The following is a 24,707-nucleotide window of genomic DNA, read 5'->3' as shown; positions in this document are numbered from 1 at the left end:
GTGGGGTGTTTCGTCCGGCTTTCGAGTCGGCGCTACACACAGACGACAGGCCCTCACTGTTAGAGGTGGGGGCATTTTATTTTTGGAGTGATTTTTAATGGCAACGATCAACCAGTTGGTTCGTAAGCCGAGAAAACGCAAAGTCGAAAAAAGCGACGTTCCCGCTCTGCAGGCTAGCCCGCAGCGTCGTGGAGTTTGCACTCGCGTGTACACCACTACACCGAAAAAGCCGAACTCCGCACTGCGCAAAGTTTGCCGTGTGCGTCTGACCAACGGTTACGAAGTAACTTCGTACATCGGTGGTGAAGGCCACAACCTGCAGGAGCACAGCGTGGTACTGATTCGCGGCGGTCGTGTAAAAGACCTGCCGGGTGTGCGCTACCACACTGTACGCGGTGCACTTGACTGTGCCGGCGTAAACGATCGCAAGCAGGGCCGTTCTAAATACGGCGCCAAGCGTCCTAAAGGTTAATCGCCTTTAACGATTTGCGTTTCGGTTTCCAACCGGAGTAAGGCTGAGCTCGCCGGATTGTAAGGTTTTACGGCGGCGTCTCAGAATAACCCTGAAGAGAGGCAATTCCCATGCCGAGAAGACGAGTAGTCGCTAAGCGCGAAGTACTGCCCGACCCCAAGTTCGGGAACGTCACCCTAGCCAAGTTCATGAACCACGTCATGATCAGCGGCAAGAAATCAGTAGCAGAGCGCATTGTATACGGTGCCCTTGATACTATTTCTGAAAAATTGAACAAAGACCCGATCGAAGTATTTGAAGAGTCTTTGGAAAACATCGCGCCTATGGTGGAAGTTAAATCCCGCCGTGTTGGTGGTGCGACCTATCAGGTGCCTGTAGAAGTGCGCCCCTCGCGCCGTACGGCTCTGGCAATGCGTTGGCTGGTAGAGTTCTCCCGCAAACGCGGCGAGAAGTCTATGGCTCAGCGCCTGGCCAATGAAATGATCGATGCAGCTCAGAACAAGGGCGGCGCGGTCAAGAAGCGTGAAGATGTACACCGCATGGCGGAAGCCAACAAGGCGTTCTCTCACTACCGCTTCTAAGTCTGATGATTACCAACATCGGAAATTAATACCGAAAGGCAGCACGGAAATTTCCAGGCTGCCTTTTGCCGTTATATCGAGGATACAACTGTGGCACGTAAAACGCCTATCGCACGCTACCGTAACATCGGTATCTGTGCCCACGTAGACGCCGGTAAAACCACCACTACTGAGCGCGTACTTTTCTACACTGGTCTGTCCCACAAAATTGGTGAGGTGCACGAAGGCGCCGCAACCATGGACTGGATGGAGCAGGAGCAGGAGCGTGGTATTACTATCACCTCCGCTGCAACCACCTGTTTCTGGGCTGGCATGCAGCAGCAGTTCGATCAGCACCGCGTAAACATCATCGACACCCCAGGACACGTTGACTTTACCATTGAAGTAGAGCGCTCCTTGCGCGTACTCGACGGCGCGGTTGTTGTACTGTGTGGTTCCTCTGGTGTTCAGCCGCAAACTGAAACCGTTTGGCGCCAGGCCAACAAATACCACGTGCCGCGTATGGTATTCGTGAACAAAATGGACCGCGCCGGTGCGAACTTCCGCAACGTTGTGGACCAGCTGAAAGATCGTTTGAACGCGAACGCTGTACCGCTGCAAATGACCATCGGTGCTGAGGACGAGTTTAAGGGTGTTGTTGACCTGGTGAAAATGAAGGCCATTCTGTGGAATGAAGCCGATCAGGGCATGACCTTCGACTACGCTGACATCCCCGCTGAGCTGCAGGACGAGTGCGACGAAATGCGCGAGTACCTGGTAGAAGCGGCCGCTGAAGCCAGCGAAGAGCTGATGGAAAAGTACCTGGAAGAGGGTGAGCTGACCGAAGAAGAGATCAAGGCAGCTATCCGTCAGCGTACCCTGGCCAATGAAATCGTACCGGTTCTGGGCGGCTCTGCGTTCAAGAATAAGGGCGTGCAGGCCATGCTGGACGCGGTTATCGAATACCTGCCGGCGCCGACTGAAGTAAAGGCGATCGAAGGTACTCTGGAAGACGGCGAAACCGTTGAGACTCGCGAAGCCGACGATGACGCTCCGTTCGCCGCTCTGGCGTTCAAAATTGCTACCGACCCCTTCGTTGGTACTCTAACTTTCTTCCGCGTTTACTCCGGTAAGCTGGAGAGCGGTACTGCGGTATACAACTCCGTAAAAATGAAGAAAGAGCGCGTTGGTCGTATGGTGCAGATGCACTCCAACGATCGTAAAGAGATTAAAGAAGTACTGGCGGGTGACATCGCAGCTGCGATTGGTCTGAAAGACGTGACCACTGGTGACACCTTGTGTGCCGAGAGCAACAAAATTGTTCTGGAACGCATGGAATTCCCAGAGCCGGTAATCTCCGTAGCGGTTGAGCCCAAGTCCAAGCCGGACCAGGAAAAAATGGGTATTGCCCTCGGCAAGCTGGCCCAGGAAGACCCGTCTTTCCGCGTGAAGACCGACGAAGAAACTGGTCAGACCATTATCTCTGGTATGGGTGAGCTGCACCTGGACATCATCGTCGACCGTATGCGTCGCGAGTTCAATGTAGAAGCGAACATCGGTAAGCCTCAGGTGGCCTACCGCGAAGCGATCCGTAACACCTCTGAGATCGAAGGTAAGTTCGTTCGTCAGTCCGGTGGTCGCGGTCAGTTCGGTCACGTTTGGGTGAAATTCGAGCCCGCTGAGGATGAGTCCGCAGAAGGCCTGGAATTCGTTAACGAAATCGTGGGTGGTGCAGTACCTAAGGAATATATCCCTGCGGTATCAAAAGGTATCGAAGAGCAGATGCAAAACGGTGTTCTGGCTGGCTACCCGCTGCTAGGCCTGAAAGCGACTCTGTATGATGGTTCCTACCACGATGTGGACTCCAGTGAAATGGCGTTTAAAATCGCCGGTTCTATGGCGACCAAGAAGCTCTCCTCTGTGGGCGGCGCGGTACTGCTTGAGCCGATGATGAAGGTGGAAGTAGTAACTCCAGAAGAGAACATGGGTGACGTAGTTGGCGACCTCAACCGTCGTCGCGGCCTGATCCAGGGTATGGAAGACAATCCCGCTGGTAAGGTGGTAAACGCAGAAGTGCCTCTGGCAGAGATGTTCGGTTACGCAACCGACCTGCGCTCTGCTACTCAGGGCCGTGCTACCTACACCATGGAATTCCTGAAGTACTCTGAAGCGCCGAAAAACGTTGCCGATGAGATCATCGCCAAGAACAAAGCCTAATTAACTTCTGCTTAAAGGGGGCTGGGCCAACAGCTGGGGCCCCTTTGGCAAACTTTTAGCTAGAGGACATCTAAAGATGGCAAAAGAAAAATTTGAACGTTCCAAGCCCCACGTGAACGTGGGCACCATCGGTCACGTTGACCACGGTAAAACCACCCTGACCGCTGCTCTGACCCGCGTATGTGCGGAAGTATGGGGCGGTGACGCTGTTGCTTTCGACGGTATTGACAATGCACCGGAAGAGCGTGAGCGCGGTATCACCATCGCTACTTCTCACGTTGAGTACGAGTCCCCGACTCGCCACTACGCTCACGTAGATTGCCCGGGACACGCCGACTACGTTAAGAACATGATCACCGGTGCTGCTCAGATGGACGGCGCTATCCTGGTATGTTCCGCAGCTGATGGCCCCATGCCGCAGACTCGTGAGCACATCCTGCTGTCCCGTCAGGTAGGTGTACCTTACATCGTTGTATTCCTGAACAAAGCGGACATGGTAGACGACGAAGAGCTGCTCGAGCTGGTAGAAATGGAAGTTCGCGAACTTCTGGACCAGTACGAGTTCCCGGGTGACGACACTCCGATCATCGTTGGTTCCGCTCTGATGGCCCTGAACGGTGAAGACGACAACGAAATGGGTACTACCGCTGTTAAGAAGCTGGTAGAAACTCTGGACGAGTACATTCCTGAGCCGGAGCGTGCAGTAGATCAGCCGTTCCTGATGCCGATCGAAGACGTATTCTCCATCTCTGGCCGTGGTACCGTAGTAACTGGTCGTGTAGAGCGTGGTGTAATCAACACTGGCGACGAAGTTGAGATCGTTGGTATTAAAGAAACCACCACCACTACCTGTACTGGTGTTGAAATGTTCCGCAAGCTGCTCGACGAAGGTCGTGCTGGTGAGAACATCGGTGCGCTGCTGCGTGGTACCAAGCGTGACGAAGTAGAGCGCGGTCAGGTGCTGGCTAAGCCGGGCTCCATCACTCCGCACACCAAGTTCGAAGCGGAAGTGTACATCCTGTCCAAGGACGAAGGTGGTCGTCACACCCCGTTCTTTAAAGGCTACCGTCCTCAGTTCTACTTCCGTACTACCGACGTAACTGGTGCGGTTGAGCTGCCGGAAGGCACTGAAATGGTAATGCCGGGCGACAATATTCAAATGGTTGTTACCCTGATCGCTCCGATCGCCATGGAAGACGGCCTGCGCTTCGCTATCCGCGAAGGTGGTCGTACCGTAGGTGCGGGCGTTGTTGCTAAGATCATTGAGTAATAGTTACTTTTGATCTAAATAAAAAAACCGCAGCGGACGCGCTGCGGTTTTTTTTTGCCTGATATTTTTTTGTTTTTTCTCGCCAATACAGCCTGTTAAGTGTTTATTTGAATTGGCTGCTTGGGAGGGTTTTGTGGGCAGGTGTTTGCAAAGAAAAACCGTAAAAAAGGTTGTCGGAGAGGTTCAAGTTTAGCCTCGTAATTTATGATGAGCGTAGCTGTAGTTGTGCAATTTGATAAAGATTTATAAAGGCTTTATTTGAGAGATATTTATTCGCGATAGCGTATTGGAGAGAGTTAAATTGGGGGTTGTTTTATCTTGTGTATAGCTTTTTGAGCGTTAGGATTTGCTGTGTTCTCATTGTGGCTCTGCAGGGCTTTAAGTAGCGTAGGTGTCCTGCTTTACAAGCTAAAACCTCTTCAGGGTATGTATTTGTTTTGTGTTTTGCAGAGATGTTTGGTGTAGTTAAAACAAATATCCCTGTGCCCAGCGATTTGCTGGTCTAGCCTGGTAGCTGGTGGGGTGCTTATCTAATTGGATAGGTTAGTGGAAGGCAGTGTTTGCTGGTCAGAATCCTGTGGTTCTGGCTTGAGCAGCACCACAGGATTACATTTCTTTGTGGCGCCTTATTCAGGCTGATATTTCAAATCCTTCTGCTTCTAGGGTTGCTTATGGCCAGTCCTTACTAAGATCAGCGCTTCGACACCCGGCAAACAGTTTATTGAATTGTGGTCCATTCATTTCTACCAGTTCTTCGTGGTCACCCGCCTCAAAAAAGATCGTCTCACAGCGGCTGAGCCCACTGTCTATCAGAGTAGTAATGCCATAAGCCTGGCCGACAGGGGGTAGGGCGCCCAGCTCGCAGTCTGGGAAGACCGATCCAAGCTCATTTTCTGCGACCATCTCCAGGTCGTTGCGGCCAGTTTCAGTGTGCACTGCGCGTAGATCCAGGCTGCTGCTGGCGGGTATTACCGCCATCACGAACCCCTCCTTATCGCGCAACAGGATTGCCTTGGCTACCTGGTCTTCGCGCACATGAGCAGCGTGCGCACTCTCTCGACTGGTGCGTGTGTGTGGATGCTGTATTAGGTGGTAGTCAACTGACTGGTCATTCAAGTATTGACTTAATCTCGCAGCAATAGTCATGTCGTTACCCTCGATTTACCTAAGGTACTCCATTGTAGTTTGAGCCGATTGAAATTTGATCATGCTGTACAGTTGACAGCCTCTTGTGCGCCCCGTAGAATTCGCGCTCCTTTTCGCCCGCCCTCGGGGTTGCGAGAAAGGACGTTCTTTAGTTCATAAGTTGGAGTTTGATTCCATGCAGGGTCAACGTATCCGAATTCGCCTGAAGGCCTTCGATCACAAGCTGATCGACGCGTCTACTCAGGAGATCGTAGAGACGGCTAAGCGCACTGGCGCACAAGTTCGCGGTCCTATCCCGCTGCCGACTCGCAAAGAGAAGTACACCGTACTGATTTCCCCGCACGTTAATAAAGACGCTCGCGACCAGTATGAGATCCGTACTCACAAGCGTTTGCTGGACATCGTTGAGCCTACCGAGAAAACCGTCGACGCGCTGATGAAGCTCGATCTGGCGGCCGGTGTTGAGGTCCAAATTAGTCTCGGCTAAACACTTTTAACTAACTACCGAATCCCGGGCGAAAAAGGTCTGGGTAGTGTAACGCTCTGAAATTGGGCGGCCGCAGTGGGTTAAAGCCCCGTGCACTGAGAGGTTAATAAGATGACTATAGGTATTGTCGGCCGCAAGAGCGGCATGACTCGCGTCTTCACTGAAGATGGCGTATCCATTCCGGTAACCGTTGTTGAGGTTGCTCCGAATCGCGTCACCCAGGTGAAAACTGTGGAAACCGATGGCTATACCGCTGTTCAAGTAGCAGTGGGTAACCGTAAGGCTTCCCGTGTCTCCAAGCCCGAAGCGGGCCACTTCGCCAAAGCCAATGTAGAGGCTGGCACTAATCTTTTCGAGCTGCGTACTGACGCTTCCGAAGAGACTTTCGAAATCGGTTCTGAAATCACTGTAAGCAGCTTTGAAGCTGGCCAGAAGATCGACGTAACCGGCACTTCCAAAGGTAAAGGCTTCCAGGGTGGCGTTAAGCGCTGGAACTTCCGTACTCAGGACGCAACCCACGGTAACTCCCTGTCTCACCGCGCTCCCGGTTCTATCGGTCAGTGCCAAACTCCTGGCCGCGTATGGAAAGGCAAGAAAATGGCCGGACACATGGGTGCTGAGCGTGTAACCGTGCAGAACCTGGAAGTAGTTCGTGTCGATGCCGAACGCAACCTGCTGCTGGTTAAAGGCGCTGTTCCCGGTGCTCCCGGTGGCAACGTTATCGTTCGTCCGGCAGTAAAAGCCTAAGTCTGAGGGGAATTAGATATGGAACTGAATATCGCTACTCCCGAAGGCGCTAAAGGCACAGTAGCTGTCTCTGAAGTGACTTTCGGACGTGAGTTCAACCAAGATCTGGTACACCAGGCAGTTGTCGCCTACATGGCTGGCGCTCGTCAGGGTACCAAGGCGCAGAAGAACCGTTCTGATGTTTCCGGTGGTGGTAAAAAGCCCTGGCGCCAAAAAGGTACTGGCCGCGCACGTGCCGGTACTATCCGCAGCCCGCTGTGGCGCTCCGGTGGTGTAACTTTCGCCGCTGACCCGCGTGATCACAGCGTTAAGCTGAACAAAAAGATGTACCGCGCTGCACTGCGCTGCATCCTGTCTGAGCTGGCTCGTCAGGAGCGCTTGATAGTGGTTGAGTCCTTCGATGTGGACGCGCCCAAGACCAAGCAACTGGTTAGCAAACTGGCTCAGTTTGACCTGTCCGATGCGCTGATCGTGACTGAAGAGGTTAGCGAAAACCTGTACCTGGCCGCTCGCAACTTGCACAAAATCGATGTTCGTGATGTGCAGGCGATCGATCCAGTAAGCCTGATTCGCTTTGATAAGGTCGTGGTTACCGTTTCTGCGCTCAAGAAAATTGAAGAGGTGCTGGGATGAACCAAGAGCGACTCTACAAAGTACTGCTGGGCCCGGTAATTTCCGAAAAAGCTGCTGTGCTGGCCGATAGCGCCAACCAAGTAGTTTTCAAGGTTTCCACCGATGCCGAAAAAGCTGAGATCAAGGCCGCGGTTGAAAAGCTGTTTAACGTTTCTGTTGAACAGGTTCGCACCGTGAACGTTAAAGGTAAAACCAAGCGTACCCGCTACGGCATGGGCCGTCGCAGCGATTGGAAAAAAGCCTACGTTCGCCTGGCCGAAGGCAGCGACATCAACTTTGAAGCTGCTGAGTAAAGGGGACTGTTACAATGGCAATTGTAAAAACAAAACCGACCTCCGCCGGCCGTCGACACCTGGTTAAGGTTGTTAACCCCGACCTGCACAAGGGTGCTCCTTACGCTCCTCTTTTAGAGAGCAAGAGCAAAAGCGGTGGCCGTAACAACAACGGTCGTATCACCACTCGTCATATCGGCGGTGGTCACAAGCAGCACTACCGCGTAATCGACTTCAAGCGCAACAAAGACGGTATCCCCGCTAAAGTTGAGCGTCTGGAGTACGATCCCAACCGCAGCGCACATATCGCTCTGGTTTGTTACGCGGATGGTGAGCGTCGTTACATTATCGCACCGAAAGGCCTTAAGGCTGGCGCCACCATTCAGTCCGGCGATGCCGCACCGATTGCTGTGGGCAACACCCTGCCTCTGCGCAACGTTCCGGTGGGTTCTGTAATTCACGGTATCGAGCTGAAGCCTGGTAAAGGCGCTCAGTTGGCCCGCTCTGCGGGTGCTTCTGTACAGCTGGTAGCCCGTGAAGGCCAGTACGCGACTATTCGTCTGCGTTCCGGCGAAATGCGCAAGGTTCTCGCTGAGTGCCGCGCAACCCTGGGTGAAGTGAGCAACTCCGAGCACAGCCTGCGCAAGCTGGGTAAAGCTGGTGCTGCACGCTGGCGTGGTGTTCGTCCTACCGTTCGCGGTGTGGCGATGAACCCGGTAGATCACCCGCACGGTGGTGGTGAAGGTCGTACCTCTGGTGGCCGTCACCCTGTTACCCCGTGGGGCGTTCCGACCAAGGGTAAGAAAACGCGCAAGAACAAGCGCACCGATAAGATGATTGTACGTCGTCGCGGCAAGTAAGCCGCGCGATGTCTGAGCAGCTAGAGAGGAATCGACAGTGCCACGCTCATTAAAAAAAGGTCCCTTTATTGATCTGCACTTGATCAAGAAGGTGGAGGCGGCGATTGAAGCAAACGATCGTCGACCGATTAAAACCTGGTCCCGCCGTTCCATGATTATGCCGGAAATGGTTGGACTGACGATTGCCGTTCACAACGGTCGTCAACACGTGCCCGTTTTGGTTAACGAAGAAATGGTTGGCCATAAACTGGGCGAGTTCGCTGCTACCCGCACTTACCGCGGTCACGCTGCGGACAAGAAAGCGAAGAAGCGCTAAGCCGAGGTTAAAAAGATGGAAGTAGCAGCAAAATTACGCGGCGCACGTCTATCGGCGCAAAAGGCGCGACTGGTAGCTGATCAGGTTCGCGGCAAAGGCGTTGAAGAAGCCCTGGATATTCTTGCATTTAGCAATAAAAAGGGTGCGGCGATCGTCAAGAAAGTACTGGAATCGGCCATTGCCAACGCCGAGCACAACGAAGGTGCTGACGTTGACGAGCTGAAGGTTTCCACAATTTTTGTGGACGAAGGTATGACCATGAAACGCATTAAACCGCGTGCGAAAGGTCGTGCAGATCGCATTCTTAAGCGTACTTGTCACATCACTGTGAAAGTGGCCGAGAAATAAGAGAGCAGGCGAGAAAACCATGGGACAAAAAGTACATCCTACCGGCATTCGTCTGGGTATCGTTAAAAAGCATACCTCTGTTTGGTATGCCGGCAGCGACGAGTACGCAGACAAGCTGTACACGGATCTGAAAGTTCGCGAATTTATTCGCAAAAAACTGGCCCACGCTTCCGTGAGCCGTATCGAGATCGAACGTCCGGCGAACACCGCTCGTGTGACTATTCACACTGCGCGTCCAGGCATCGTGATCGGTAAAAAAGGTGAAGACGTAGAACGTCTGCGCAACGCTGTTAGTGCGCAGATGGGCGTACCTGTGCACATCGATATCGAAGAAGTGCGCAAGCCTGATATGGACGCCGCTCTGGTTGGCCAGAACGTTGCCCAGCAGCTGGAACGCCGCGTTATGTTCCGTCGCGCGATGAAGCGCGCCGTACAGAACGCTATGCGTCAGGGCGCCGAAGGTATCAAAATTCAGGTAAGTGGTCGTCTCGGCGGTGCGGAAATCGCACGTACCGAATGGTACCGCGAAGGTCGTGTGCCCCTGCATACCCTGCGTGCCAATATCGACTACGCCACTGCTGAAGCGATGACTACCTACGGCATCATCGGTATCAAGGTGTGGATCTTTAAAGGTGAAGTCATCGGTGACGAAATGCCCGATGAAAAGCCGGTAAAGAGCCGCAAGAAAGCTGCTAAATAAGGGGTACGCAAATGTTGCAACCAAAGCGTACAAAATTCCGCAAGGTACAGAAGGGTCGCAACCGCGGTCTTTCTCAGCGCGGCTCTAAAGTGAGCTTTGGCGAGTTTGGCCTCAAGGCCATCGGTCGCGGTCGCATTACTGCGCGCCAGATCGAAGCGGCTCGTCGCGCTATGACTCGTCACGTTAAACGTGGCGGTAAAATCTGGATTCGCGTGTTTCCGGACAAGCCAATTACCAATAAGCCCCTCGAAGTCCGTATGGGTAAAGGTAAAGGTGGCGTTGAATACTGGGTAGCTCAGATCCAGCCGGGCAAAGTCCTCTATGAAATGGAGGGTGTGTCCGAAGAGCTGGCTCGTGAGGCTTTCGCACTTGCTGCGGCCAAGCTGCCTGTAAAAACAACTTTCGTTAAGCGTTCGGTGATGTAATGAAGACTGCAGATCTACGCGAAAAGTCAGTTGAAGAGCTGAACCAGGAACTGCTGAACCAGCTCGAAGCTCAATTCAAGCTTCGTATGCAAAAGTCCACCGGTCAGCTGGCTCAGACTCATCTGCTGAAGCAGACTCGTCGCGACATTGCTCGCATAAAGACTGTGTTGACCGAGAAGGCAGGTAACTAATCATGGCTGAAGCAAAACTGAAGCGTACTCTGACCGGTAAGGTCGTGAGTGACAAGATGGATAAAACCATCACCGTTTTGATCGAGCGCCGTGTTAAGCACCCGATCTACGGCAAAATTGTAAACAAGTCCACAAAGCTTAAGGCACATGACGAGAACAATGATTGCAGCATCGGCGATGTTGTAACCATCGAGGAATCTCGTCCGCTGTCCAAGAGCAAATCTTGGGCTTTGCAGAAAATTGTAGAGCGTGCGGCGAAGGTATAACCCCTAGCGCATTGACTGCCGAATTGAAAGGTTTCGGAGAGAGACAATGATTCAAGCGGAATCCTACTTAGAAGTAGCTGACAACAGTGGGGCTCGCCGCGTCATGTGCATCAAGGTGCTGGGCGGCTCCCATCGTCGTTATGCCGGCGTGGGCGACATTATTAAGGTAACCGTTAAGGAAGCCATTCCCCGCGGTAAAGTGAAGAAAGGTCAGGTAATGAACGCCGTTGTGGTTCGCACCAAAAAAGGTGTGCGTCGCGCGGACGGTTCCCTGATTAAATTTGACGATAACGCAGCGGTGCTGCTGAACCAGCAACTGGCGCCGGTTGGCACCCGTATTTTTGGTCCGGTAACTCGCGAATTGCGCGGTGAGAAGTTCATGAAGATCATCTCCCTCGCTCCCGAAGTTATCTAGGCCTCGAGCGGAGAAGAGTTATGCGCAAGATCAAGCGTGACGACGAAGTGATCGTTATCGCCGGTCGTGACAAGGGCAAACGTGGTTCAGTACGTAAAGTACTGAACGACGGCCGTCTGATTGTCTCCGGCATACAGATGATCAAAAAGCACCAAAAGCCAAACCCACAGATGGGTATTGCGGGTGGCATCGTTGAGAAAGAAGCTGCTATCCAAGCTTCCAACGTAGCCATCTTCAACCCTAACACCCAGAAGGCTGACCGGGTGGGCTTTAAAGTACTGGAAGACGGCACTAAGATTCGCGTCTTCAAATCCAGCGGCGAAGCCATCTAAGGCTCTTGACGCAAAAGCAGGTTGGTAGATCATGGCAAAGCTTAAAGAGCTCTACACTAAGGACCTCGTGGCCAAGCTAAAAGAAGAGCTTGGTCTCGAGAATGTGATGGCAGTGCCGCGCATCACCAAGATCACCATCAACATGGGTGTTGGTGAAGCGATTGGTGATAAGAAGGTGCTGGAGCACGCTGTCAACGATATGACAGCAATTACTGGTCAAAAGCCCATCGTTACTAAAGCGCGCAAGTCTATTGCGGGCTTTAAGATTCGCGACGGTTGGCCGATCGGCTGCAAGGTAACTCTGCGCGGTGAGCGCATGTATGAGTTCCTGGAGCGTTTGGTTGATATCGCGATTCCGCGTATCCGCGACTTCCGTGGCATTAGCCCGAAGCAGTTCGACGGCCGCGGTAACTTCTCTATGGGCGTGACTGAGCAAATCATCTTCCCGGAAATTGACTACGACAAAGTAGACAAACTCCGCGGTCTGGATATTTGTATTACCACTACAGCTGCAAACGACGATCAAGGTCGTGCGCTGCTGAAAGCGTTCAACTTCCCTTTTAAGGGTTAAGAGGATTCCATGGCGAAGAAATCCATGATTGCGCGCGAAAACAAGCGCGCTCGAACCGCAGCTAAGTACGCCGAAAAGCGTCAAGAGCTGAAGGCGATCATCGCCAGTTCCACTGCTTCCGAAGAGGAGCAGTGGGAGGCTCAACTCAAGCTGCAGAAAATGCCGCGCGATGCAAGCCCGGTACGTCAGCAACGCCGCTGTCGTATTACTGGTCGCCCCCACGCTGTATACCGCAAGTTCGGCCTGTGCCGTAACAAGCTTCGCGAAGCTGCGATGCGTGGTGATGTTCCTGGCCTCGTGAAGTCCAGCTGGTAATTACCAGCTGGTTTAAGGCAGATTTGAGGAGTCTCATAAGATGAGTATGCAAGATCCGTTGGCAGATATGCTGACTCGCATCCGCAATGCCCTGGCACGCGGAAAGGCGGAAGTCACCCTGCCATCATCCAAACTGAAAGTAGCAGTGGCCAAAGTCCTAAAAGACGAAGGTTACGTTACTGATTTAAATGTAAGCGAAGGCGCAAAGCCGGAACTGACCATTGCTCTGAAATACTTCCAGGGCAAGCCGGTTATTGCCGAGCTGAATCGCGTTTCCCGTCCGGGCCTGCGCGCTTACACTGGTAAAAAAGCTCTGCCTACCGTACGCGGTGGCCTGGGTATCGCGATCGTTTCCACCTCTAATGGTGTGATGACTGATCGCGCTGCACGCCAGGCTGGTGTCGGTGGCGAAGTGCTTTGCACCGTATTCTAAGCGGGGGTTGCAATGTCTCGAGTAGCAAATAGTCCGGTAGTTCTCCCCGCAGGTGTTACCGTAGACCTGAAAGGTCAGAACATCGCTGTTAAAGGCGGTATCGGTAACCTGGATATGGTTATTCACGGTGATGTAGAAGTAAGCCAGGCTGAAAGCCAGCTGACTTTTGCCGCGCGCAATAACTCCAAACAGGCCAAAGCGCTGGCGGGTACTACCCGTGCTCTGGTCAATAACATGGTGATAGGCGTAAGCAAGGGCTTCGAGAAGAAGCTGCAGTTGCTGGGTGTTGGTTATCGTGCGAAAGCCGCCGGTAAAGCGGTTAACCTGACCCTGGGCTTCTCCCATCCGATCGATTATCAGTTGCCGGAAGGTGTGACTGCGGAAACGCCATCCCAGACTGAAATCGTACTTAAGAGCAGCAATAAACAGCTGCTGGGCCAAGTGGCCGCTGAGATCCGTGCGTTCCGTCCGCCGGAGCCCTACAAAGGTAAGGGTGTCCGTTATGCCGATGAACGCGTGTATCGCAAAGAGGCCAAGAAGAAGTAAATAGGGCATAGATATGAACGTTAAGAAAGCATCTCGCTTGCGTCGTGCACGTCGTGCCCGCGCCAAGATCCGTGAGCTGGGCGCCGTTCGCCTCACCGTGAACCGCACACCGCGTCACATTTACGCACAGATCCTGTCTGCCGAAGGCAATGCGGTATTGGCTTCTGCCTCTACCCTGGACAAGGACCTGCGCGAAGGTAAAACCGGTAACGTCGACGCCGCTTCCGCGGTTGGCAAACTGATCGCTGAGCGCGCGAAAGCCGCTGGTGTTGAAGAAGTTGCCTTCGATCGCAGTGGCTTCAAGTTCCATGGCCGTGTAAAGGCTCTGGCTGACGCTGCCCGCGAAGCCGGTCTGAAATTCTAAGGGTTGAGTTATGGCTAGAGAGAAAGACAAAAGCAACGACGAAGGCCTGCAGGAGAAGCTGGTCCAGGTCAATCGCGTTGCCAAGACTGTTAAAGGTGGTCGTATCTTCGCCTTTACCGCACTGACCGTAGTTGGTGATGGCAATGGCCGTGTCGGTTTCGGACGTGGCAAGGCGCGTGAAGTGCCTGTTGCGATCCAGAAAGCGATGGAAGCTGCACGCCGCAACATGATCCAGGTAGAGCTGAATGGTGACACTATCCAGTACGCTACCAATGGTCGCCACGGCGGTTCCAAGGTTTACATGCAACCCGCCTCCCAGGGTACCGGTGTAATTGCCGGCGGTGCCATGCGCTCCGTACTGGAAATGGCTGGTGTACACAACGTACTGGCTAAGTGCTACGGCTCTACCAATCCGGTGAACGTAGTACGTGCAACTTTCAAAGCTCTGGATCAAATGCAGAGCCCGGAAGATGTAGCTGCCAAGCGCGGTAAATCAGTCGAAGAGATTCTGGGCTAATCACAGCCCAGATTTAAGGTTATTGGTGGGTTAAGACCATGGCTAAGAAGACCATTAAAGTCACCCAGACCAAAAGCATCAACGGACGCCTGAAAAGTCATCAGGCGTGCGTTGCGGGTCTGGGCCTGCGCCGCATCGGCCACACAGTGGAAGTGGAAGATACTCCTTCCGTACGCGGCATGATCAACAAAGTAAACTACCTGGTTAAGGTTGAGGGGGAATAACATGCGTTTGAATGACCTGTCTCCCGCACAAGGCCACAAGCACAGCGCCAAGCGCGTTGGCCGTGGTATTGGTAGTGGTTTAGGTAAGACCGGTGGCCGCGGCCACAAAGGTCAAAAAGCGCGTTCCGGCGGCAGCGTTCGTCCGGGCTTCGAAGGCGGTCAGATGCCTTTGCAGAAGCGTCTGCCTAAGTACGGTTTCACCGCTCGTGTTTCTCGCTTCACCGCAGAAGTACGTCTGGCAGAGCTGGCCAAGGTAGAAAGTGACGTAATCGATTTGGCAGCGCTGAAGAATGCCGATATCATCGGCAGCCATATTAAACGCGCCAAAGTGTTTCTCTCAGGCGAGCTGACTAAAGCTGTAACCGTAAAGGGGCTGGGAGTGACCAAAGGTGCAAAGGCGGCTATCGAAGCTGCTGGCGGTAAAATAGAAGACTAATCGAGGCGCCAATGGCACGACCAGGATCCGGTGGAAATCCCCTGGGCAACAGCAAGGGATTGGGCGAGCTCTGGGCTCGCCTTCGTTTTCTGTTTCTAGCGATACTTGTTTATCGTTTGGGAACACACATTCCGGTGCCCGGCATTGATCCGGAAAAGCTGTCAAACATGTTTAGCCAGAACCAGGGAACCATCCTTGGTCTGTTTAACATGTTTTCAGGCGGCGCCCTGGAACGGATGAGTATTCTGGCTTTGGGCATCATGCCCTACATCTCCGCATCCATCATTATGCAATTGATGAGTGCGGTGACTCCCTCTCTGGAAGCGTTGAAGAAAGAAGGGGAGGCCGGAAGGCGTAAGATCAACCAGTACACCCGTTATCTGACGGTGGTGTTGGCCCTGATTCAGGGTATCGGCATGGCCTTCGGGTTGGCAGGGCAAAATCTGGCTTACTCACCTGAGCCTGCGTTTGGTTTTTACTTTGTGGCGGTAACGTCACTGGTGACCGGTGCCGTATTCATGATGTGGCTCGGTGAGCAGATCACTGAGCGCGGTGTGGGCAACGGCATTTCCATGCTGATTTTTGCCGGTATCGTTGCTGGGTTACCCGGCGCTATCGGACAGGCGTTTGAGCAGGCCCGACAGGGTGAGTTGCATATTCTTATGCTGCTTATCATCGGTGTTATCGCTTTAGCTGTGGTGTTCTTTGTTGTAGTAATGGAGCGCGGTCAGCGCCGAATTACAATCAACCACGCCAGACGACAAGCCGGTCGCTACTCCGCAGCTCCGGCTGCGCAGGCGAGCCACCTGCCTCTGAAGGTGAATATGGCCGGTGTTATCCCGGTGATCTTCGCCAGCAGTATCCTGCTATTCCCAGCGACGCTGGCACAGTGGTTTGGACAAGGTGGTGAAGGTGTCGGTGCCCAGATTCTGCAGTGGATGGCATTGCAGCTGGGGCCAGGGCAGCCGCTGAACATTATTCTGTTCGCACTGCTGATTGGTTTCTTCTGTTTCTTCTATACGGCGTTGATGTTCAACCCGAATGAAGTTGCAGATAACCTGAAAAAGTCTGGTGCCTATGTACCTGGTATTCGTCCAGGTGAGCAGACAGCCCGCTATATCGATAGTGTGTTGACCCGACTCACTCTGGTAGGTGCTGTGTATATCGCACTGGTATCCCTGCTGCCGCAGTTCCTGGTGGTTGGGTTTAACGTTCCCTTCTATCTGGGGGGTACCTCATTGCTGATCGTTGTAGTAGTAGTGATGGACTTTATGGCACAGGTACAATCGCATCTGTTGTCACACCAGTACGAAGGCTTGATGAAAAAAGCGAACCTGCAAAGCTACGGTCGTCGCTAGTGCGTCACCTGCTCGCAGTTTGATTGAATTGAGGTAAGGTCATGAAAGTACGCGCTTCTGTAAAAAAGATCTGCCGTAACTGCAAAATCGTGCGTCGCAAGGGCGTTCTGCGGGTAATCTGCAGCGCTGAGCCACGTCACAAGCAGCGTCAAGGCTAATAGGGGCCAGCCCCTTACAGAGAGCGTCCGTTGGGCGCCTCTGTAAAAGCTGGAAAAATTCGCTATTTGTTACAGCCCCGTAATGAATGGCAACACCATAAAGAATTTCTTTATGGTGGGAGGTCAGCCTAAAGGTTGGACCTCCGCTAGGGGGCGTTGACTGTCGTCCACATCCGCTGCGGGAGGCCGTGGTGGGCGTGGGCTATTGCAATTTGGTGTCTGAAAAGCTATTCTTGCGCGCCTTTTTGGTGGCGCCGTCGGTTTTTTAGTCGCTGTCAGCGCCGAAATCAAAGTAGAGTCACATACTTAATATAAAGCAGTGGCTCCCAATACGTGGAGTACGCCTCTATGGCACGTATTGCTGGTGTCAATGTACCAGACCACAAGCACGCCGTGATCTCCCTGACCCACATTTATGGGGTAGGTCTTACTACGGCTAAGTCTATTTTGGCAGCGGTTGGTATCGCTGAATCCACCAAAATCCGCGACCTGTCTGAAGAGCAGATCGAAACCATCCGCGGTGAAGTTGCAAAGCTTACCGTAGAAGGCGACCTGCGCCGTGAAGTATCCATGAACATCAAGCGTTTGATGGACCTGGGTTGCTATCGCGGTCTGCGTCACCGTCGCAGCTTGCCGCTGCGTGGTCAGCGCACCAAGACCAATGCTCGTACCCGTAAGGGTCCGCGCAAGCCGATTCGCAAGTAAGCCTTAACTAAGGCGCGAAATCGCGGTTCAAGATGCCCCGGCCGGCTAATCGCCGAGGGGATTTGATACAGGATTTAGGATACTGGTATGGCTAAGCCAAAAACTACTGTTCGCAAAAAGGTCAAAAAGACCGTTGTCGACGGTATTGCCCACATCCACGCATCGTTCAACAACACGATCGTGACGATCACTGATCGCCAGGGTAATACCCTCAGCTGGGCCACCGCAGGTGGATCTGGCTTCCGTGGCTCACGTAAGAGCACCCCGTTTGCAGCCCAGGTTGCCGCTGAGCGCGCAGGTACTGCAGCTCAGGAATACGGCCTGAAAAACCTCGACGTAGAAGTGAAGGGCCCTGGCCCCGGTCGCGAATCCGCTGTTCGCGCACTGAACAACTGCGGCTACAAAATCACCAACATCACCGACGTGACGCCTATCCCGCATAACGGATGTCGTCCGCCCAAGAAACGTCGCGTGTAAGAGGGGGCTGATAGAATGGCACGTTATATTGGACCAAAATGTAAACTGTCCCGTCGTGAAGGGACTGACCTGCAGCTGAAGAGTGGTGTACGTCCGCACGACTCCAAGTGTCGCGCAGAATCTAAGCCCGGTCAGCATGGCGCTGGTCGCGGCCGTCTGTCCGACTACGGCATCCAGCTGCGTGAAAAGCAAAAAGTTCGTCGTATCTACGGCGTACTGGAAAAGCAGTTCCGTAACTACTATAAGGAAGCAGCACGTCTGAAGGGCGCTACAGGTGAAAACCTGCTGCAACTTCTCGAGCAGCGTCTGGACAACGTGGTTTACCGCATGGGCTTCGGCTCAACTCGCTCTGAAGCGCGTCAGCTGGTTTCCCACAAAGCAATTCTTGTAAACGGCACTACCGTTAACATCCCTTCTTTCCAAGTTAAAGAAGGCGACGTTATCGCTGTACGTGAGAAAGCCAAGAAGCAGCTGCGTATCCAGAATTCCGTTTCCCTCGCTGCCCAGCGTGGCGATGTCGAGTGGGTAGACGTAAACGCGAGCAAACTGGAAGGCACTTTTAAGCGCACTCCGGATCGTGTCGATCTGCCGGCAGAGATCAACGAAAACCTTATTGTGGAACTGTACTCCAAGTAACAATTAGTCCACTTTAAGGAATGCAACTGTAAACAGGTATGGCTATGCAGACTGCTGTCAACGAGTTTTTGACACCGCGTCGTATTGACGTCACCGAGTACAATCCGAATCACGCCAAAGTGGTTCTGGAGCCCCTGGAGCGTGGTTTCGGCCACACTCTTGGCAATGCGCTGCGTCGCATCCTGCTGTCCTCCATGCCGGGCTGCGCCGTCACCGAAGTAGAAATCGACGGTGTCGAGCACGAGTACAGCGCGATTGAAGGTGTGCAAGAAGATGTTATTGAAATCTTGCTTAACCTGAAAGAAATCGCGGTTGTTATGCACGGCAAAGATCAGGCGGTATTAAGCCTGAGCAAGAAGGGCCCGGGTGCAGTGACCGCTGGAGATATCCAGGTAGATCACGATATCGAGATTGTGAATCCTGAACACGTGATTGCCAATATCACAGGTGATGTAGAACTCAACCTGCGACTCACTGTTGCGCGTGGGCGTGGTTATCAGCCCGCCGATGCTCGCCGTGATGAGGAAGAGGAAAGCCGCGCGATTGGCCGTCTGCAGCTGGACGCATCTTACAGCCCGGTTCGCCGTGTATCTTACAGCGTGGAAAGCGCGCGTGTAGAGCAGCGTACCGATCTGGATAAGCTGGTTTTGGACCTGGAGACCAATGGTACTCTGGACCCAGAAGAAGCTATTCGTCGTGCAGCCACTATTCTGCAGCAACAGCTGGCAGTATTTGTGGACCTGGAAGGCGAGAAAGATGCGCAACCGAAGGCGGAAGAGCCCGAAGTTGACCCAGTATTGCTGCGCCCGGTTGACGACCTGGAACTCACCGTACGTTCGGCTAACTGTCTGAAAGCGGAAAACATCTACTACATCGGTGACCTGATTCAGCGCACTGAAGTAGAGCTGCTGAAGACTCCGAACCTTGGCAAGAAGTCTCTGACTGAAATCAAGGATGTACTGGCTTCCCGTGGTTTGTCACTGGGTATGCGTCTGGAAAACTGGCCACCGGCCAGCCTTAAAGGCGATAGCAAATTAAGCCCCCTGTAAGCATTTGGTAGTCGCGGCGATGTCGCGACTAGTAGAAAGAACCCGAGCGGTGCCACAGCTTAGCGCGACACCGCTCCAGAACGACCTGCTGAGACAGCAACTGTGGTCGTAAGGAATTGAGTCATGCGTCATCGCTATAGTGGCCGTAAATTCAGCCGTACCAGCGCTCACCGCAAGGCCATGTTCAAGAACATGACCGCTTCTCTGGTAGAGCACGAACTGATCAAAACTACACTGCCAAAAGCCAAGGAGCTGCGTCGCGTCGCCGAGCCGCTGATTACCCTGGCTAAGAAAGACAGTGTTGCCAACCGTCGTCTGGCTTTCGCTCGTATCCGTGATAAGGATGCTGTGCGTAAGCTGTTCGATGAGCTGGGTCCTCGTTACGAAGCCCGTCCAGGTGGATATATCCGTATCCTGAAGTGTGGTTTCCGCGCTGGTGACAAAGCACCGATGGCTTACGTAGAACTGGTGGATCGTCCACAAGTTGAAGACGAAGCTGCTGAAGCATAAGTTGCACTAGCAATTTTGCTACGGAAGGCCGGTCATAGACCGGCCTTTTTTGTATATACGGGAGAATTTTGTATGCCTTTTGAGCAGTTGTTAAATAATTTGAACCCGCAAATTGTTGCCAGCCTGCGGCGAGCAATTGAGTTGGGCAAATGGCCCAGTGGTGTTGTGATTACTGCAGAGCAACGTAGTCTCTGTGCAGAGGCGGTTGCCAGCTGGGAGGCCCAAAATCTGCCTAAAGAGCAGCAGCTAGGCTATGTAGCACCAAAGACCTCCAAAGACCCCTGTTCTGCTAAAAAAGGTGATGAACAACCTTTGAGCTGGGTATAAGTCGCTTTAACTGATTCACTTACTTTCCAGCTGTTTAATAGATATTGGCGCATATCTCTTCAGCTGGGACGCCCTTCCCATTCATCCCCCCGCTTTTCTCTGCTTATATAGTTACCGACATAACGAAATATAAATTTAAATTTGCTCGGTAATTGGATATGAAAAAACTGATATTGCTTGCCGGTGCAGTAAGCCTAGCTGTTGTCGGCATTGATCATTACGATATTAATGTCAAAGAAAGTGTGGCGAGAGTGCAACAGTTTGTGCAGCCATTAAAGGAAAATAATAGGTTGGCACAGGATATCTCTGAAAAAATACCTTGGTCAGAGCTGGATACAACGGAGATGGTGGAACTACTGGACCATCCTCGGGTGAAGGCCTATCTCGATCGTGAGAAGTTAAAGCAGGAGTTAAAAGATTACTTTGCCGACCTGGGGAACTTATCCAGTGCTGAGGCCTGGGACGCGATTGAGCAGGTGGAGAATGAAAAACGAGTAACGGGTTATGAAGCACTGTCGATGAAACTAGCCTGGTTAGAAAAAAATAGTCTTAACGAAGCCGATTTCAAGCAGCGCGCCGAACAGCTTTTTAATATTTATCGAGAAAAGGCTCAGTCAGTGATTAGTCGCTATGACCCACATACCCAAGTGCCAGGCTTCTCTACCTATAAAGATCTAGAGCGTTCTATTGTTGAAGAGGTTCAGCAAATGACATCTTTCCCCAATGGAATGAATAAGCAAGAATATTTGCGACAACGCTTACAGGAAGCTCGGGAAACAGTGTACGGTAGCTAATCAAATAACAGTGCTGCTGTAAGTCAGCAGCACTGTCTTCCGCTTAGCTCTCTTACATAAATAAGCCAATCAAGTCATAGAACCAATTACTGTTGTTATTAAAGTCAGATACTTTATCTGTCTCATAGGCGCGAATCATTCCACCACCGTTGTGGTTCACGATGTTGTTTAGGAAGTCCTCTAACTCCAATCCATGCTCAGCAATTTCACCGTACTTGAGGTCAATAATCGTGGTGCAGTGGCTCTCATTTAGGTTGCGAAACATTGGGAAGTAGTAGCCCCAATTACTGGTTTGATCCAAGAGTGGTATTAGATTTTCATGGGTGTCCTTTTGCCAGCGCTGGCGCAGTTTATCTAAACGAGAGTTGGCATCTGGGTCGTTGTAAATATCTTCGTAGAAGCGCTCATAGGAGTATGAAGAAAAGTTACCATCCGCCAGGAAGTGCGTGATACCCAGGCGATCTGTAGGGAATTTATCTGACAGTGCGCGGTATATCGAAGCCAGCTGATTGCTGTCAAATCCTGGAGTAAAAGATTTTATCGCATTAATAGGATTCTCTTCATTGGGATCCCCATCAGTTGTATAAGTAGTCCAGGAATGAAGCACTTCGTTGTGTAACGGTAAGGATGGGTATTGAGTGTTGTTATCACTGTCCAGAGGCGCTTTGTAAAGCGGGCCGGAATCATCTATCAGATAGCCGTATTCGACATCCATATCCTCACGAAGCTTCGTGTAATTTAACAGAGCCCCTACGCTGCCTGCACTGCAACCAGCGGCAAGCATTTGCTTGGGTTTCTGCAAATTATTCTTTACCCATGAGGTTACTGCCTGCACATTGCGCAGGCCATTATGATGCCAAATTAGATCCGAATTCTGTCCAGTCTTATCCTTATATATCTCTGTCTTATCACCAACATAAATATCACCAGTGCAGTATGGAACGTAAACCATGTTCCACTCGCCAGTTTTATACTGGTTGTAAGGGTGGTGAGTATAAATAAGGGGTGAAACACCTGCGGTAGTGAGATTATCGAAATTTGTGAAATCTAAGAGGTGTACATTACTGAGATAGTCATCAGGGATGCCATTAGGGTTGCGTGCCCCGCGAATACCAGTCTGGCCGGAGCAGCTTTCGTAGTCCCAACAGGCACCGCCACCTTCAAAATAAAAAATGGTATTGCTGGTATCGGGCACCCGATAAACAAAAAATTTATAGGGGGAGCCATTACCGCACATGGCGCCAGTACTGGCAGGAACATCTACTTTTTGCCAAGTATTAAAATCTTTAGGCTCGAAGTCATCGTTAAAGCTTGGGTCATGCATGGTCAGAGGGTACATTCCCTGAGCTTGCTGGGTAGAGACCGGTGCATCAGCGTTGGGAGGATCAAAGAGGTGTTTGAGGGTTTTCCAGAAATTGTAATCACCTGGTTCTGCTTGTGCATATGAGGTGATAAGGAGTGAGCTGGCAATAAATGCCATGATTAAACCACGGAGAATTTTTATCATTATTAATCCCCTTCCGGTAATTGGTGTTTTCTCTCTGGACCAGGCCGCATCGCGAACACAAGTTGTAGAAAATAACGTCACTTCAACGCTTGCAGTTAGCCAAGTAGGACACTCGTCCAAATCGCGCTTTAGGTAAAACCCAAGAAGACTAGTTAATAATGGAGTTTTGGTCTAGCTAAAGACTAGTTAAAACTGATAAGTCATGCTGGACCAATTGGTCTGACAGGTTTCGTGGAAAATATTTTATTAAGCTGGGGTTGTCGATGGTTTTTGGAACGCGCGTTGGTTTTAAGGGTTTGGATAAATATTGCTTAGCCACAATGTGTGACCAGGCTGCTACATAAGTAGGCGACTTTCGTAGTTTAATTGTTTGTCTTACATAAAGTGAAAAGCGTTAACCTAAGCCTTGCTTTAGAGGATGAAAGACTCATTATTTTCTGGTGCTAGATTATTTTTAAGGTTCTCAAGATACTTCATTTTTTTTAATAGTATCTCTCTTGCCTGTGCTTGATGAACTAGTTGAAAGTTAATTTTATCCTGAGCCTTGAGTTGTCCTAATCTATGCAGGTCGGCTCGAATAATATGGGCAATACGAGGATATCCGCCGATAGTTTGCCCCTCAATAAAAGAAATGATGGGTTCGCCATTGTTAGGTGTCTGAATACTGCCAGGGTAAAGTCCGGAGGAAATCATTTCATCCGAACTGTCCGTAATAGCTTTTGAATCTACAATGATTGATGGGGATAGGCGAATCCCCATGCGATTGTTCTGGGCGGATACTTGAAAGGTTTTTCTGAAAAAATTACTTAATGCTAACTCTGTAAATCGCTTTTTTTCTGGTCCGTAGATAACTCTCAAAAGTGGTCGAGATTGATAGCAGGGTTGCAGGTTTCGATTTATGTGAGCGGATTTTGCGATGCGAATATTTTTCAAATGAAGGCGTTCTTCGTAACTGATAGCCTTTCCTTTGTTGCCTCCAAAGTGACTGATTAAGTGTGTTGATACGCTGTTGAAAGACTGAGAGGTGGAAATTGTGGCGGATAAACCAATATATGCTCTGGTGCCACTTAGTAGTTGACCAAATTCTAAAATATCTCCCCGCTTAACTTGGATGACCTTGTAATTTTCTACAGTTATTTTATTTAACAGAACATTGAATTGTGCTCCTGCGATAGCTATTGATATATCACATTCGAACTTAATAACTGGACCAGTTAACGTTAATTCCAATACAGGGTTGTTAAGGCAGTTACCCAATAGCAGATTGACAAGTTGCATGGACAGGATGTCGGCTGCGCCCCCCTGGGGAATTCCACAGTGCATTAGACCTGGGCGTCCAAAGTCTTGAATGCTCGTTTGTAGTCCTGGACGAATAAAATAGATACTCATAGTTGGATCAGTTCCATATTCTAGACTGATGAATATCGTCAAATTCTGCTTGATTGATCGAATAGAACTTAATGATATCTAATGGATCTGCAAGAAATGGATGGCTGCTATAGGGGTGGAATAATTGAATGGGAGTCTGGCCGATAATTTGCCACCCCCCTGGTGTGGCCTGTGGGTAAACTCCTGTCTGGCTGCCGCCGATGCCAACAGCTCCTGCAGGTATGCGCACTCGTGGATTTTTTTTACGAGGACATTCCAGTCTAGGGTTGAGGCCGCCGAGATACAAAAATCCGGGAGTAAAGCCCAGCATATGTACGAGATAAGAGGGTGCTGTATGCAGCTTAATGATTTCTTTTCTGGATAAGCCAGTGTGCCTGCTCAATATTGAAATGTCTGGAGCAAAAATTGATTCATAGCACACAGGAATGCGAATAGTGCGGGATTTTCGTGAAATGTTTTTATGGGCTTTAAGGAAGTCTTGAATTGATTGTTGAACTTTCTGTGAGAGCATCTCGCTATCAAATAAAGCAGGGTTAAAAATCAGAGTCAGACATTGATAGGCAGGAATTAATTCAATAAAGTTATTGGGGTTTTTGTTAAGGAGATATTCTTTAAGCCCAATAATATGACGGCTAAGGTTTTCACTTGGCTCTGAGTTGAAGCGGATATCTAACGCACTATCTCCATTTGGGTAAACACTAAAATCGAGCATAGTCGAGTGATTTCTTTGTTTG

38 protein-coding genes are annotated in these 24,707 nt (G+C 51.3%); 34 read left to right on the top strand and 4 right to left on the bottom strand.

Annotated features, from left to right (window positions below):
• The first annotated feature begins 97 nt into the window (after positions 1–97).
• From rpsL to tuf, 4 genes are all read left to right on the top strand, one after another.
• Positions 98–472, top strand: coding sequence for a 30S ribosomal protein S12 (rpsL, locus tag ACJJIV_RS08520; protein ID WP_067150990.1), 375 nt, complete (start codon positions 98–100; stop codon positions 470–472).
• A 110-nt stretch (positions 473–582) separates the two neighbouring features.
• On the top strand, positions 583–1,053 hold the full coding sequence (gene rpsG, locus ACJJIV_RS08515) for a 30S ribosomal protein S7 (RefSeq protein ID WP_143729448.1): 471 nt from the start codon (positions 583–585) through the stop codon (positions 1,051–1,053).
• A gap of 90 nt (positions 1,054–1,143) precedes the next feature.
• Positions 1,144–3,249 (top strand): elongation factor G, encoded by a 2,106-nt coding sequence (fusA, locus tag ACJJIV_RS08510; protein ID WP_252084410.1) that lies wholly within the window; start codon positions 1,144–1,146, stop codon positions 3,247–3,249.
• Between the two features lie 76 nt (positions 3,250–3,325).
• On the top strand, positions 3,326–4,519 hold the full coding sequence (gene tuf, locus ACJJIV_RS08505) for an elongation factor Tu (protein WP_252084404.1): 1,194 nt from the start codon (positions 3,326–3,328) through the stop codon (positions 4,517–4,519).
• A 669-nt stretch (positions 4,520–5,188) separates the two neighbouring features.
• Here tuf and ACJJIV_RS08500 read toward each other — a convergent pair.
• The gene (locus ACJJIV_RS08500) at positions 5,189–5,665 is read right to left on the bottom strand and encodes an aminoacyl-tRNA deacylase (protein ID WP_444883681.1); all 477 of its coding nucleotides are present in this window, start codon (positions 5,663–5,665) and stop codon (positions 5,189–5,191) included.
• A gap of 175 nt (positions 5,666–5,840) precedes the next feature.
• Between ACJJIV_RS08500 and rpsJ the strand changes: the two genes are divergently transcribed.
• The 30 genes from rpsJ to ACJJIV_RS08350 all read left to right on the top strand — a co-directional run bounded on the left by rpsJ (position 5,841) and on the right by ACJJIV_RS08350 (position 21,077).
• A complete protein-coding gene (rpsJ, locus tag ACJJIV_RS08495) occupies positions 5,841–6,152 on the top strand; it encodes a 30S ribosomal protein S10 (RefSeq protein WP_010133849.1) in 312 nt (103 codons plus the stop codon).
• A gap of 111 nt (positions 6,153–6,263) precedes the next feature.
• Positions 6,264–6,899 carry a 50S ribosomal protein L3 gene (gene rplC / locus ACJJIV_RS08490; RefSeq protein WP_444891417.1) on the top strand — a complete coding sequence of 212 codons (636 nt, stop codon included), beginning with the start codon at positions 6,264–6,266 and terminating at the stop codon, positions 6,897–6,899.
• An 18-nt stretch (positions 6,900–6,917) separates the two neighbouring features.
• Positions 6,918–7,532: a 50S ribosomal protein L4 gene (gene rplD / locus ACJJIV_RS08485; RefSeq protein ID WP_252084413.1), complete on the top strand. Its 615-nt coding sequence runs from the start codon at positions 6,918–6,920 to the stop codon at positions 7,530–7,532.
• A complete protein-coding gene (rplW, locus tag ACJJIV_RS08480; RefSeq protein WP_152451143.1) occupies positions 7,529–7,825 on the top strand; it encodes a 50S ribosomal protein L23 in 297 nt (98 codons plus the stop codon). Before rplD ends, rplW begins: the two co-directional genes overlap by 4 nt.
• Positions 7,826–7,839: 14 nt before the next feature.
• Positions 7,840–8,664 (top strand): 50S ribosomal protein L2, encoded by an 825-nt coding sequence (gene rplB / locus ACJJIV_RS08475; protein ID WP_020411387.1) that lies wholly within the window; start codon positions 7,840–7,842, stop codon positions 8,662–8,664.
• Between the two features lie 37 nt (positions 8,665–8,701).
• Positions 8,702–8,980, top strand: a complete 279-nt coding sequence (rpsS, locus tag ACJJIV_RS08470; protein ID WP_020411388.1) for a 30S ribosomal protein S19 — start codon at positions 8,702–8,704, stop codon at positions 8,978–8,980.
• A 15-nt stretch (positions 8,981–8,995) separates the two neighbouring features.
• Positions 8,996–9,328 carry a 50S ribosomal protein L22 gene (gene rplV / locus ACJJIV_RS08465; RefSeq protein ID WP_020411389.1) on the top strand — a complete coding sequence of 111 codons (333 nt, stop codon included), beginning with the start codon at positions 8,996–8,998 and terminating at the stop codon, positions 9,326–9,328.
• 19 nt (positions 9,329–9,347) lie between these two features.
• Positions 9,348–10,028 (top strand): 30S ribosomal protein S3, encoded by a 681-nt coding sequence (gene rpsC, locus ACJJIV_RS08460; protein ID WP_444883682.1) that lies wholly within the window; start codon positions 9,348–9,350, stop codon positions 10,026–10,028.
• Positions 10,029–10,039: 11 nt separating this feature from the next.
• Positions 10,040–10,453, top strand: coding sequence for a 50S ribosomal protein L16 (rplP, locus tag ACJJIV_RS08455; RefSeq protein ID WP_020411391.1), 414 nt, complete (start codon positions 10,040–10,042; stop codon positions 10,451–10,453).
• Positions 10,453–10,644 (top strand): 50S ribosomal protein L29, encoded by a 192-nt coding sequence (gene rpmC / locus ACJJIV_RS08450; RefSeq protein ID WP_020411392.1) that lies wholly within the window; start codon positions 10,453–10,455, stop codon positions 10,642–10,644. The genes rplP and rpmC overlap by 1 nt, the downstream gene beginning before the upstream one ends.
• Before the next feature lie 2 nt (positions 10,645–10,646).
• Positions 10,647–10,910: a 30S ribosomal protein S17 gene (gene rpsQ, locus ACJJIV_RS08445; protein WP_108731660.1), complete on the top strand. Its 264-nt coding sequence runs from the start codon at positions 10,647–10,649 to the stop codon at positions 10,908–10,910.
• A gap of 46 nt (positions 10,911–10,956) precedes the next feature.
• A complete protein-coding gene (gene rplN, locus ACJJIV_RS08440) occupies positions 10,957–11,325 on the top strand; it encodes a 50S ribosomal protein L14 (protein ID WP_067151032.1) in 369 nt (122 codons plus the stop codon).
• Between the two features lie 20 nt (positions 11,326–11,345).
• The gene (gene rplX, locus ACJJIV_RS08435; protein WP_108731661.1) at positions 11,346–11,657 is read left to right on the top strand and encodes a 50S ribosomal protein L24; all 312 of its coding nucleotides are present in this window, start codon (positions 11,346–11,348) and stop codon (positions 11,655–11,657) included.
• Between the two features lie 31 nt (positions 11,658–11,688).
• Positions 11,689–12,228 (top strand): 50S ribosomal protein L5, encoded by a 540-nt coding sequence (rplE, locus tag ACJJIV_RS08430; RefSeq protein WP_020411396.1) that lies wholly within the window; start codon positions 11,689–11,691, stop codon positions 12,226–12,228.
• Between the two features lie 9 nt (positions 12,229–12,237).
• Complete coding sequence (gene rpsN, locus ACJJIV_RS08425) at positions 12,238–12,543, top strand: 30S ribosomal protein S14 (RefSeq protein WP_020411397.1); 306 nt, start codon at positions 12,238–12,240, stop codon at positions 12,541–12,543.
• A 40-nt stretch (positions 12,544–12,583) separates the two neighbouring features.
• A complete protein-coding gene (rpsH, locus tag ACJJIV_RS08420; protein ID WP_252084415.1) occupies positions 12,584–12,976 on the top strand; it encodes a 30S ribosomal protein S8 in 393 nt (130 codons plus the stop codon).
• A 12-nt stretch (positions 12,977–12,988) separates the two neighbouring features.
• Positions 12,989–13,522, top strand: a complete 534-nt coding sequence (gene rplF, locus ACJJIV_RS08415; RefSeq protein WP_252084416.1) for a 50S ribosomal protein L6 — start codon at positions 12,989–12,991, stop codon at positions 13,520–13,522.
• A 13-nt stretch (positions 13,523–13,535) separates the two neighbouring features.
• Positions 13,536–13,886 (top strand): 50S ribosomal protein L18, encoded by a 351-nt coding sequence (gene rplR / locus ACJJIV_RS08410; RefSeq protein WP_252084417.1) that lies wholly within the window; start codon positions 13,536–13,538, stop codon positions 13,884–13,886.
• Positions 13,887–13,896: 10 nt separating this feature from the next.
• Positions 13,897–14,403, top strand: a complete 507-nt coding sequence (gene rpsE, locus ACJJIV_RS08405) for a 30S ribosomal protein S5 (protein WP_252084418.1) — start codon at positions 13,897–13,899, stop codon at positions 14,401–14,403.
• 38 nt (positions 14,404–14,441) lie between these two features.
• Positions 14,442–14,627 carry a 50S ribosomal protein L30 gene (gene rpmD, locus ACJJIV_RS08400; RefSeq protein WP_020411402.1) on the top strand — a complete coding sequence of 62 codons (186 nt, stop codon included), beginning with the start codon at positions 14,442–14,444 and terminating at the stop codon, positions 14,625–14,627.
• 1 nt (position 14,628) lies between these two features.
• A complete protein-coding gene (gene rplO, locus ACJJIV_RS08395) occupies positions 14,629–15,063 on the top strand; it encodes a 50S ribosomal protein L15 (RefSeq protein WP_020411403.1) in 435 nt (144 codons plus the stop codon).
• A gap of 11 nt (positions 15,064–15,074) precedes the next feature.
• Positions 15,075–16,421, top strand: a complete 1,347-nt coding sequence (gene secY, locus ACJJIV_RS08390) for a preprotein translocase subunit SecY (RefSeq protein WP_252084419.1) — start codon at positions 15,075–15,077, stop codon at positions 16,419–16,421.
• A gap of 41 nt (positions 16,422–16,462) precedes the next feature.
• The gene (rpmJ, locus tag ACJJIV_RS08385; protein WP_010133825.1) at positions 16,463–16,579 is read left to right on the top strand and encodes a 50S ribosomal protein L36; all 117 of its coding nucleotides are present in this window, start codon (positions 16,463–16,465) and stop codon (positions 16,577–16,579) included.
• 348 nt (positions 16,580–16,927) lie between these two features.
• Positions 16,928–17,284, top strand: coding sequence for a 30S ribosomal protein S13 (rpsM, locus tag ACJJIV_RS08380; RefSeq protein WP_152451165.1), 357 nt, complete (start codon positions 16,928–16,930; stop codon positions 17,282–17,284).
• Between the two features lie 87 nt (positions 17,285–17,371).
• Complete coding sequence (rpsK, locus tag ACJJIV_RS08375; RefSeq protein ID WP_020411406.1) at positions 17,372–17,761, top strand: 30S ribosomal protein S11; 390 nt, start codon at positions 17,372–17,374, stop codon at positions 17,759–17,761.
• 15 nt (positions 17,762–17,776) lie between these two features.
• Positions 17,777–18,397 (top strand): 30S ribosomal protein S4, encoded by a 621-nt coding sequence (gene rpsD, locus ACJJIV_RS08370; protein WP_108731669.1) that lies wholly within the window; start codon positions 17,777–17,779, stop codon positions 18,395–18,397.
• Between the two features lie 44 nt (positions 18,398–18,441).
• On the top strand, positions 18,442–19,446 hold the full coding sequence (locus ACJJIV_RS08365; protein WP_252084420.1) for a DNA-directed RNA polymerase subunit alpha: 1,005 nt from the start codon (positions 18,442–18,444) through the stop codon (positions 19,444–19,446).
• 123 nt (positions 19,447–19,569) lie between these two features.
• Positions 19,570–19,956, top strand: coding sequence for a 50S ribosomal protein L17 (gene rplQ, locus ACJJIV_RS08360; RefSeq protein WP_152451171.1), 387 nt, complete (start codon positions 19,570–19,572; stop codon positions 19,954–19,956).
• Between the two features lie 72 nt (positions 19,957–20,028).
• On the top strand, positions 20,029–20,283 hold the full coding sequence (locus ACJJIV_RS08355; protein WP_252084421.1) for a YeaC family protein: 255 nt from the start codon (positions 20,029–20,031) through the stop codon (positions 20,281–20,283).
• 158 nt (positions 20,284–20,441) lie between these two features.
• Positions 20,442–21,077, top strand: a complete 636-nt coding sequence (locus tag ACJJIV_RS08350; RefSeq protein ID WP_252084422.1) for a hypothetical protein — start codon at positions 20,442–20,444, stop codon at positions 21,075–21,077.
• Between the two features lie 52 nt (positions 21,078–21,129).
• Here the strand turns inward: ACJJIV_RS08350 and ACJJIV_RS08345 are convergent, their stop codons facing one another.
• The 3 genes from ACJJIV_RS08345 to pxpB form a co-directional block, all read right to left on the bottom strand.
• Complete coding sequence (locus ACJJIV_RS08345; protein WP_444891416.1) at positions 21,130–22,584, bottom strand: pectin acetylesterase-family hydrolase; 1,455 nt, start codon at positions 22,582–22,584, stop codon at positions 21,130–21,132.
• A 411-nt stretch (positions 22,585–22,995) separates the two neighbouring features.
• On the bottom strand, positions 22,996–23,973 hold the full coding sequence (locus ACJJIV_RS08340; protein WP_444891415.1) for a 5-oxoprolinase subunit C family protein: 978 nt from the start codon (positions 23,971–23,973) through the stop codon (positions 22,996–22,998).
• Between the two features lie 7 nt (positions 23,974–23,980).
• A complete protein-coding gene (gene pxpB / locus ACJJIV_RS08335; RefSeq protein WP_444891414.1) occupies positions 23,981–24,685 on the bottom strand; it encodes a 5-oxoprolinase subunit PxpB in 705 nt (234 codons plus the stop codon).
• Positions 24,686–24,707 lie beyond the last annotated feature (22 nt).

It is taken from the genome of Microbulbifer mixtoriginis (SeqCode) (assembly GCF_052466765.1).
Note: the sequence above shows the minus strand (reverse complement) of the source record. Positions and strands in the feature narration are given on the sequence as shown.

What these genes read in the sequence shown, in the direction of transcription:
- ACJJIV_RS08340 (WP_444891415.1), bottom strand. Translation starts at nt 23,973, where the DNA reads ATGAGTATCTATTTTATTCGTCCAGGACTACAAACGAGCATTCAAGAC.
- ACJJIV_RS08355 (WP_252084421.1), top strand. Translation starts at nt 20,029, where the DNA reads ATGCCTTTTGAGCAGTTGTTAAATAATTTGAACCCGCAAATTGTTGCC.
- rplO (WP_020411403.1), top strand. Translation starts at nt 14,629, where the DNA reads ATGCGTTTGAATGACCTGTCTCCCGCACAAGGCCACAAGCACAGCGCC.
- ACJJIV_RS08350 (WP_252084422.1), top strand. Translation starts at nt 20,442, where the DNA reads ATGAAAAAACTGATATTGCTTGCCGGTGCAGTAAGCCTAGCTGTTGTC.
- rpsN (WP_020411397.1), top strand. Translation starts at nt 12,238, where the DNA reads ATGGCGAAGAAATCCATGATTGCGCGCGAAAACAAGCGCGCTCGAACC.
- rpsJ (WP_010133849.1), top strand. Translation starts at nt 5,841, where the DNA reads ATGCAGGGTCAACGTATCCGAATTCGCCTGAAGGCCTTCGATCACAAG.
- rplV (WP_020411389.1), top strand. Translation starts at nt 8,996, where the DNA reads ATGGAAGTAGCAGCAAAATTACGCGGCGCACGTCTATCGGCGCAAAAG.
- ACJJIV_RS08345 (WP_444891416.1), bottom strand. Translation starts at nt 22,584, where the DNA reads ATGATAAAAATTCTCCGTGGTTTAATCATGGCATTTATTGCCAGCTCA.
- rplF (WP_252084416.1), top strand. Translation starts at nt 12,989, where the DNA reads ATGTCTCGAGTAGCAAATAGTCCGGTAGTTCTCCCCGCAGGTGTTACC.
- rpmC (WP_020411392.1), top strand. Translation starts at nt 10,453, where the DNA reads ATGAAGACTGCAGATCTACGCGAAAAGTCAGTTGAAGAGCTGAACCAG.
- tuf (WP_252084404.1), top strand. Translation starts at nt 3,326, where the DNA reads ATGGCAAAAGAAAAATTTGAACGTTCCAAGCCCCACGTGAACGTGGGC.
- ACJJIV_RS08500 (WP_444883681.1), bottom strand. Translation starts at nt 5,665, where the DNA reads ATGACTATTGCTGCGAGATTAAGTCAATACTTGAATGACCAGTCAGTT.
- rpsG (WP_143729448.1), top strand. Translation starts at nt 583, where the DNA reads ATGCCGAGAAGACGAGTAGTCGCTAAGCGCGAAGTACTGCCCGACCCC.
- rplN (WP_067151032.1), top strand. Translation starts at nt 10,957, where the DNA reads ATGATTCAAGCGGAATCCTACTTAGAAGTAGCTGACAACAGTGGGGCT.
- rplR (WP_252084417.1), top strand. Translation starts at nt 13,536, where the DNA reads ATGAACGTTAAGAAAGCATCTCGCTTGCGTCGTGCACGTCGTGCCCGC.
- rplC (WP_444891417.1), top strand. Translation starts at nt 6,264, where the DNA reads ATGACTATAGGTATTGTCGGCCGCAAGAGCGGCATGACTCGCGTCTTC.
- rpsC (WP_444883682.1), top strand. Translation starts at nt 9,348, where the DNA reads ATGGGACAAAAAGTACATCCTACCGGCATTCGTCTGGGTATCGTTAAA.
- ACJJIV_RS08365 (WP_252084420.1), top strand. Translation starts at nt 18,442, where the DNA reads ATGCAGACTGCTGTCAACGAGTTTTTGACACCGCGTCGTATTGACGTC.
- rplW (WP_152451143.1), top strand. Translation starts at nt 7,529, where the DNA reads ATGAACCAAGAGCGACTCTACAAAGTACTGCTGGGCCCGGTAATTTCC.
- rpsM (WP_152451165.1), top strand. Translation starts at nt 16,928, where the DNA reads ATGGCACGTATTGCTGGTGTCAATGTACCAGACCACAAGCACGCCGTG.
- rpmJ (WP_010133825.1), top strand. Translation starts at nt 16,463, where the DNA reads ATGAAAGTACGCGCTTCTGTAAAAAAGATCTGCCGTAACTGCAAAATC.
- rplP (WP_020411391.1), top strand. Translation starts at nt 10,040, where the DNA reads ATGTTGCAACCAAAGCGTACAAAATTCCGCAAGGTACAGAAGGGTCGC.
- rpsH (WP_252084415.1), top strand. Translation starts at nt 12,584, where the DNA reads ATGAGTATGCAAGATCCGTTGGCAGATATGCTGACTCGCATCCGCAAT.
- rplB (WP_020411387.1), top strand. Translation starts at nt 7,840, where the DNA reads ATGGCAATTGTAAAAACAAAACCGACCTCCGCCGGCCGTCGACACCTG.
- rplD (WP_252084413.1), top strand. Translation starts at nt 6,918, where the DNA reads ATGGAACTGAATATCGCTACTCCCGAAGGCGCTAAAGGCACAGTAGCT.
- rpmD (WP_020411402.1), top strand. Translation starts at nt 14,442, where the DNA reads ATGGCTAAGAAGACCATTAAAGTCACCCAGACCAAAAGCATCAACGGA.
- rpsE (WP_252084418.1), top strand. Translation starts at nt 13,897, where the DNA reads ATGGCTAGAGAGAAAGACAAAAGCAACGACGAAGGCCTGCAGGAGAAG.
- secY (WP_252084419.1), top strand. Translation starts at nt 15,075, where the DNA reads ATGGCACGACCAGGATCCGGTGGAAATCCCCTGGGCAACAGCAAGGGA.
- rplE (WP_020411396.1), top strand. Translation starts at nt 11,689, where the DNA reads ATGGCAAAGCTTAAAGAGCTCTACACTAAGGACCTCGTGGCCAAGCTA.
- rplQ (WP_152451171.1), top strand. Translation starts at nt 19,570, where the DNA reads ATGCGTCATCGCTATAGTGGCCGTAAATTCAGCCGTACCAGCGCTCAC.
- rpsQ (WP_108731660.1), top strand. Translation starts at nt 10,647, where the DNA reads ATGGCTGAAGCAAAACTGAAGCGTACTCTGACCGGTAAGGTCGTGAGT.
- pxpB (WP_444891414.1), bottom strand. Translation starts at nt 24,685, where the DNA reads ATGCTCGATTTTAGTGTTTACCCAAATGGAGATAGTGCGTTAGATATC.
- rpsD (WP_108731669.1), top strand. Translation starts at nt 17,777, where the DNA reads ATGGCACGTTATATTGGACCAAAATGTAAACTGTCCCGTCGTGAAGGG.
- rpsK (WP_020411406.1), top strand. Translation starts at nt 17,372, where the DNA reads ATGGCTAAGCCAAAAACTACTGTTCGCAAAAAGGTCAAAAAGACCGTT.
- rplX (WP_108731661.1), top strand. Translation starts at nt 11,346, where the DNA reads ATGCGCAAGATCAAGCGTGACGACGAAGTGATCGTTATCGCCGGTCGT.
- rpsL (WP_067150990.1), top strand. Translation starts at nt 98, where the DNA reads ATGGCAACGATCAACCAGTTGGTTCGTAAGCCGAGAAAACGCAAAGTC.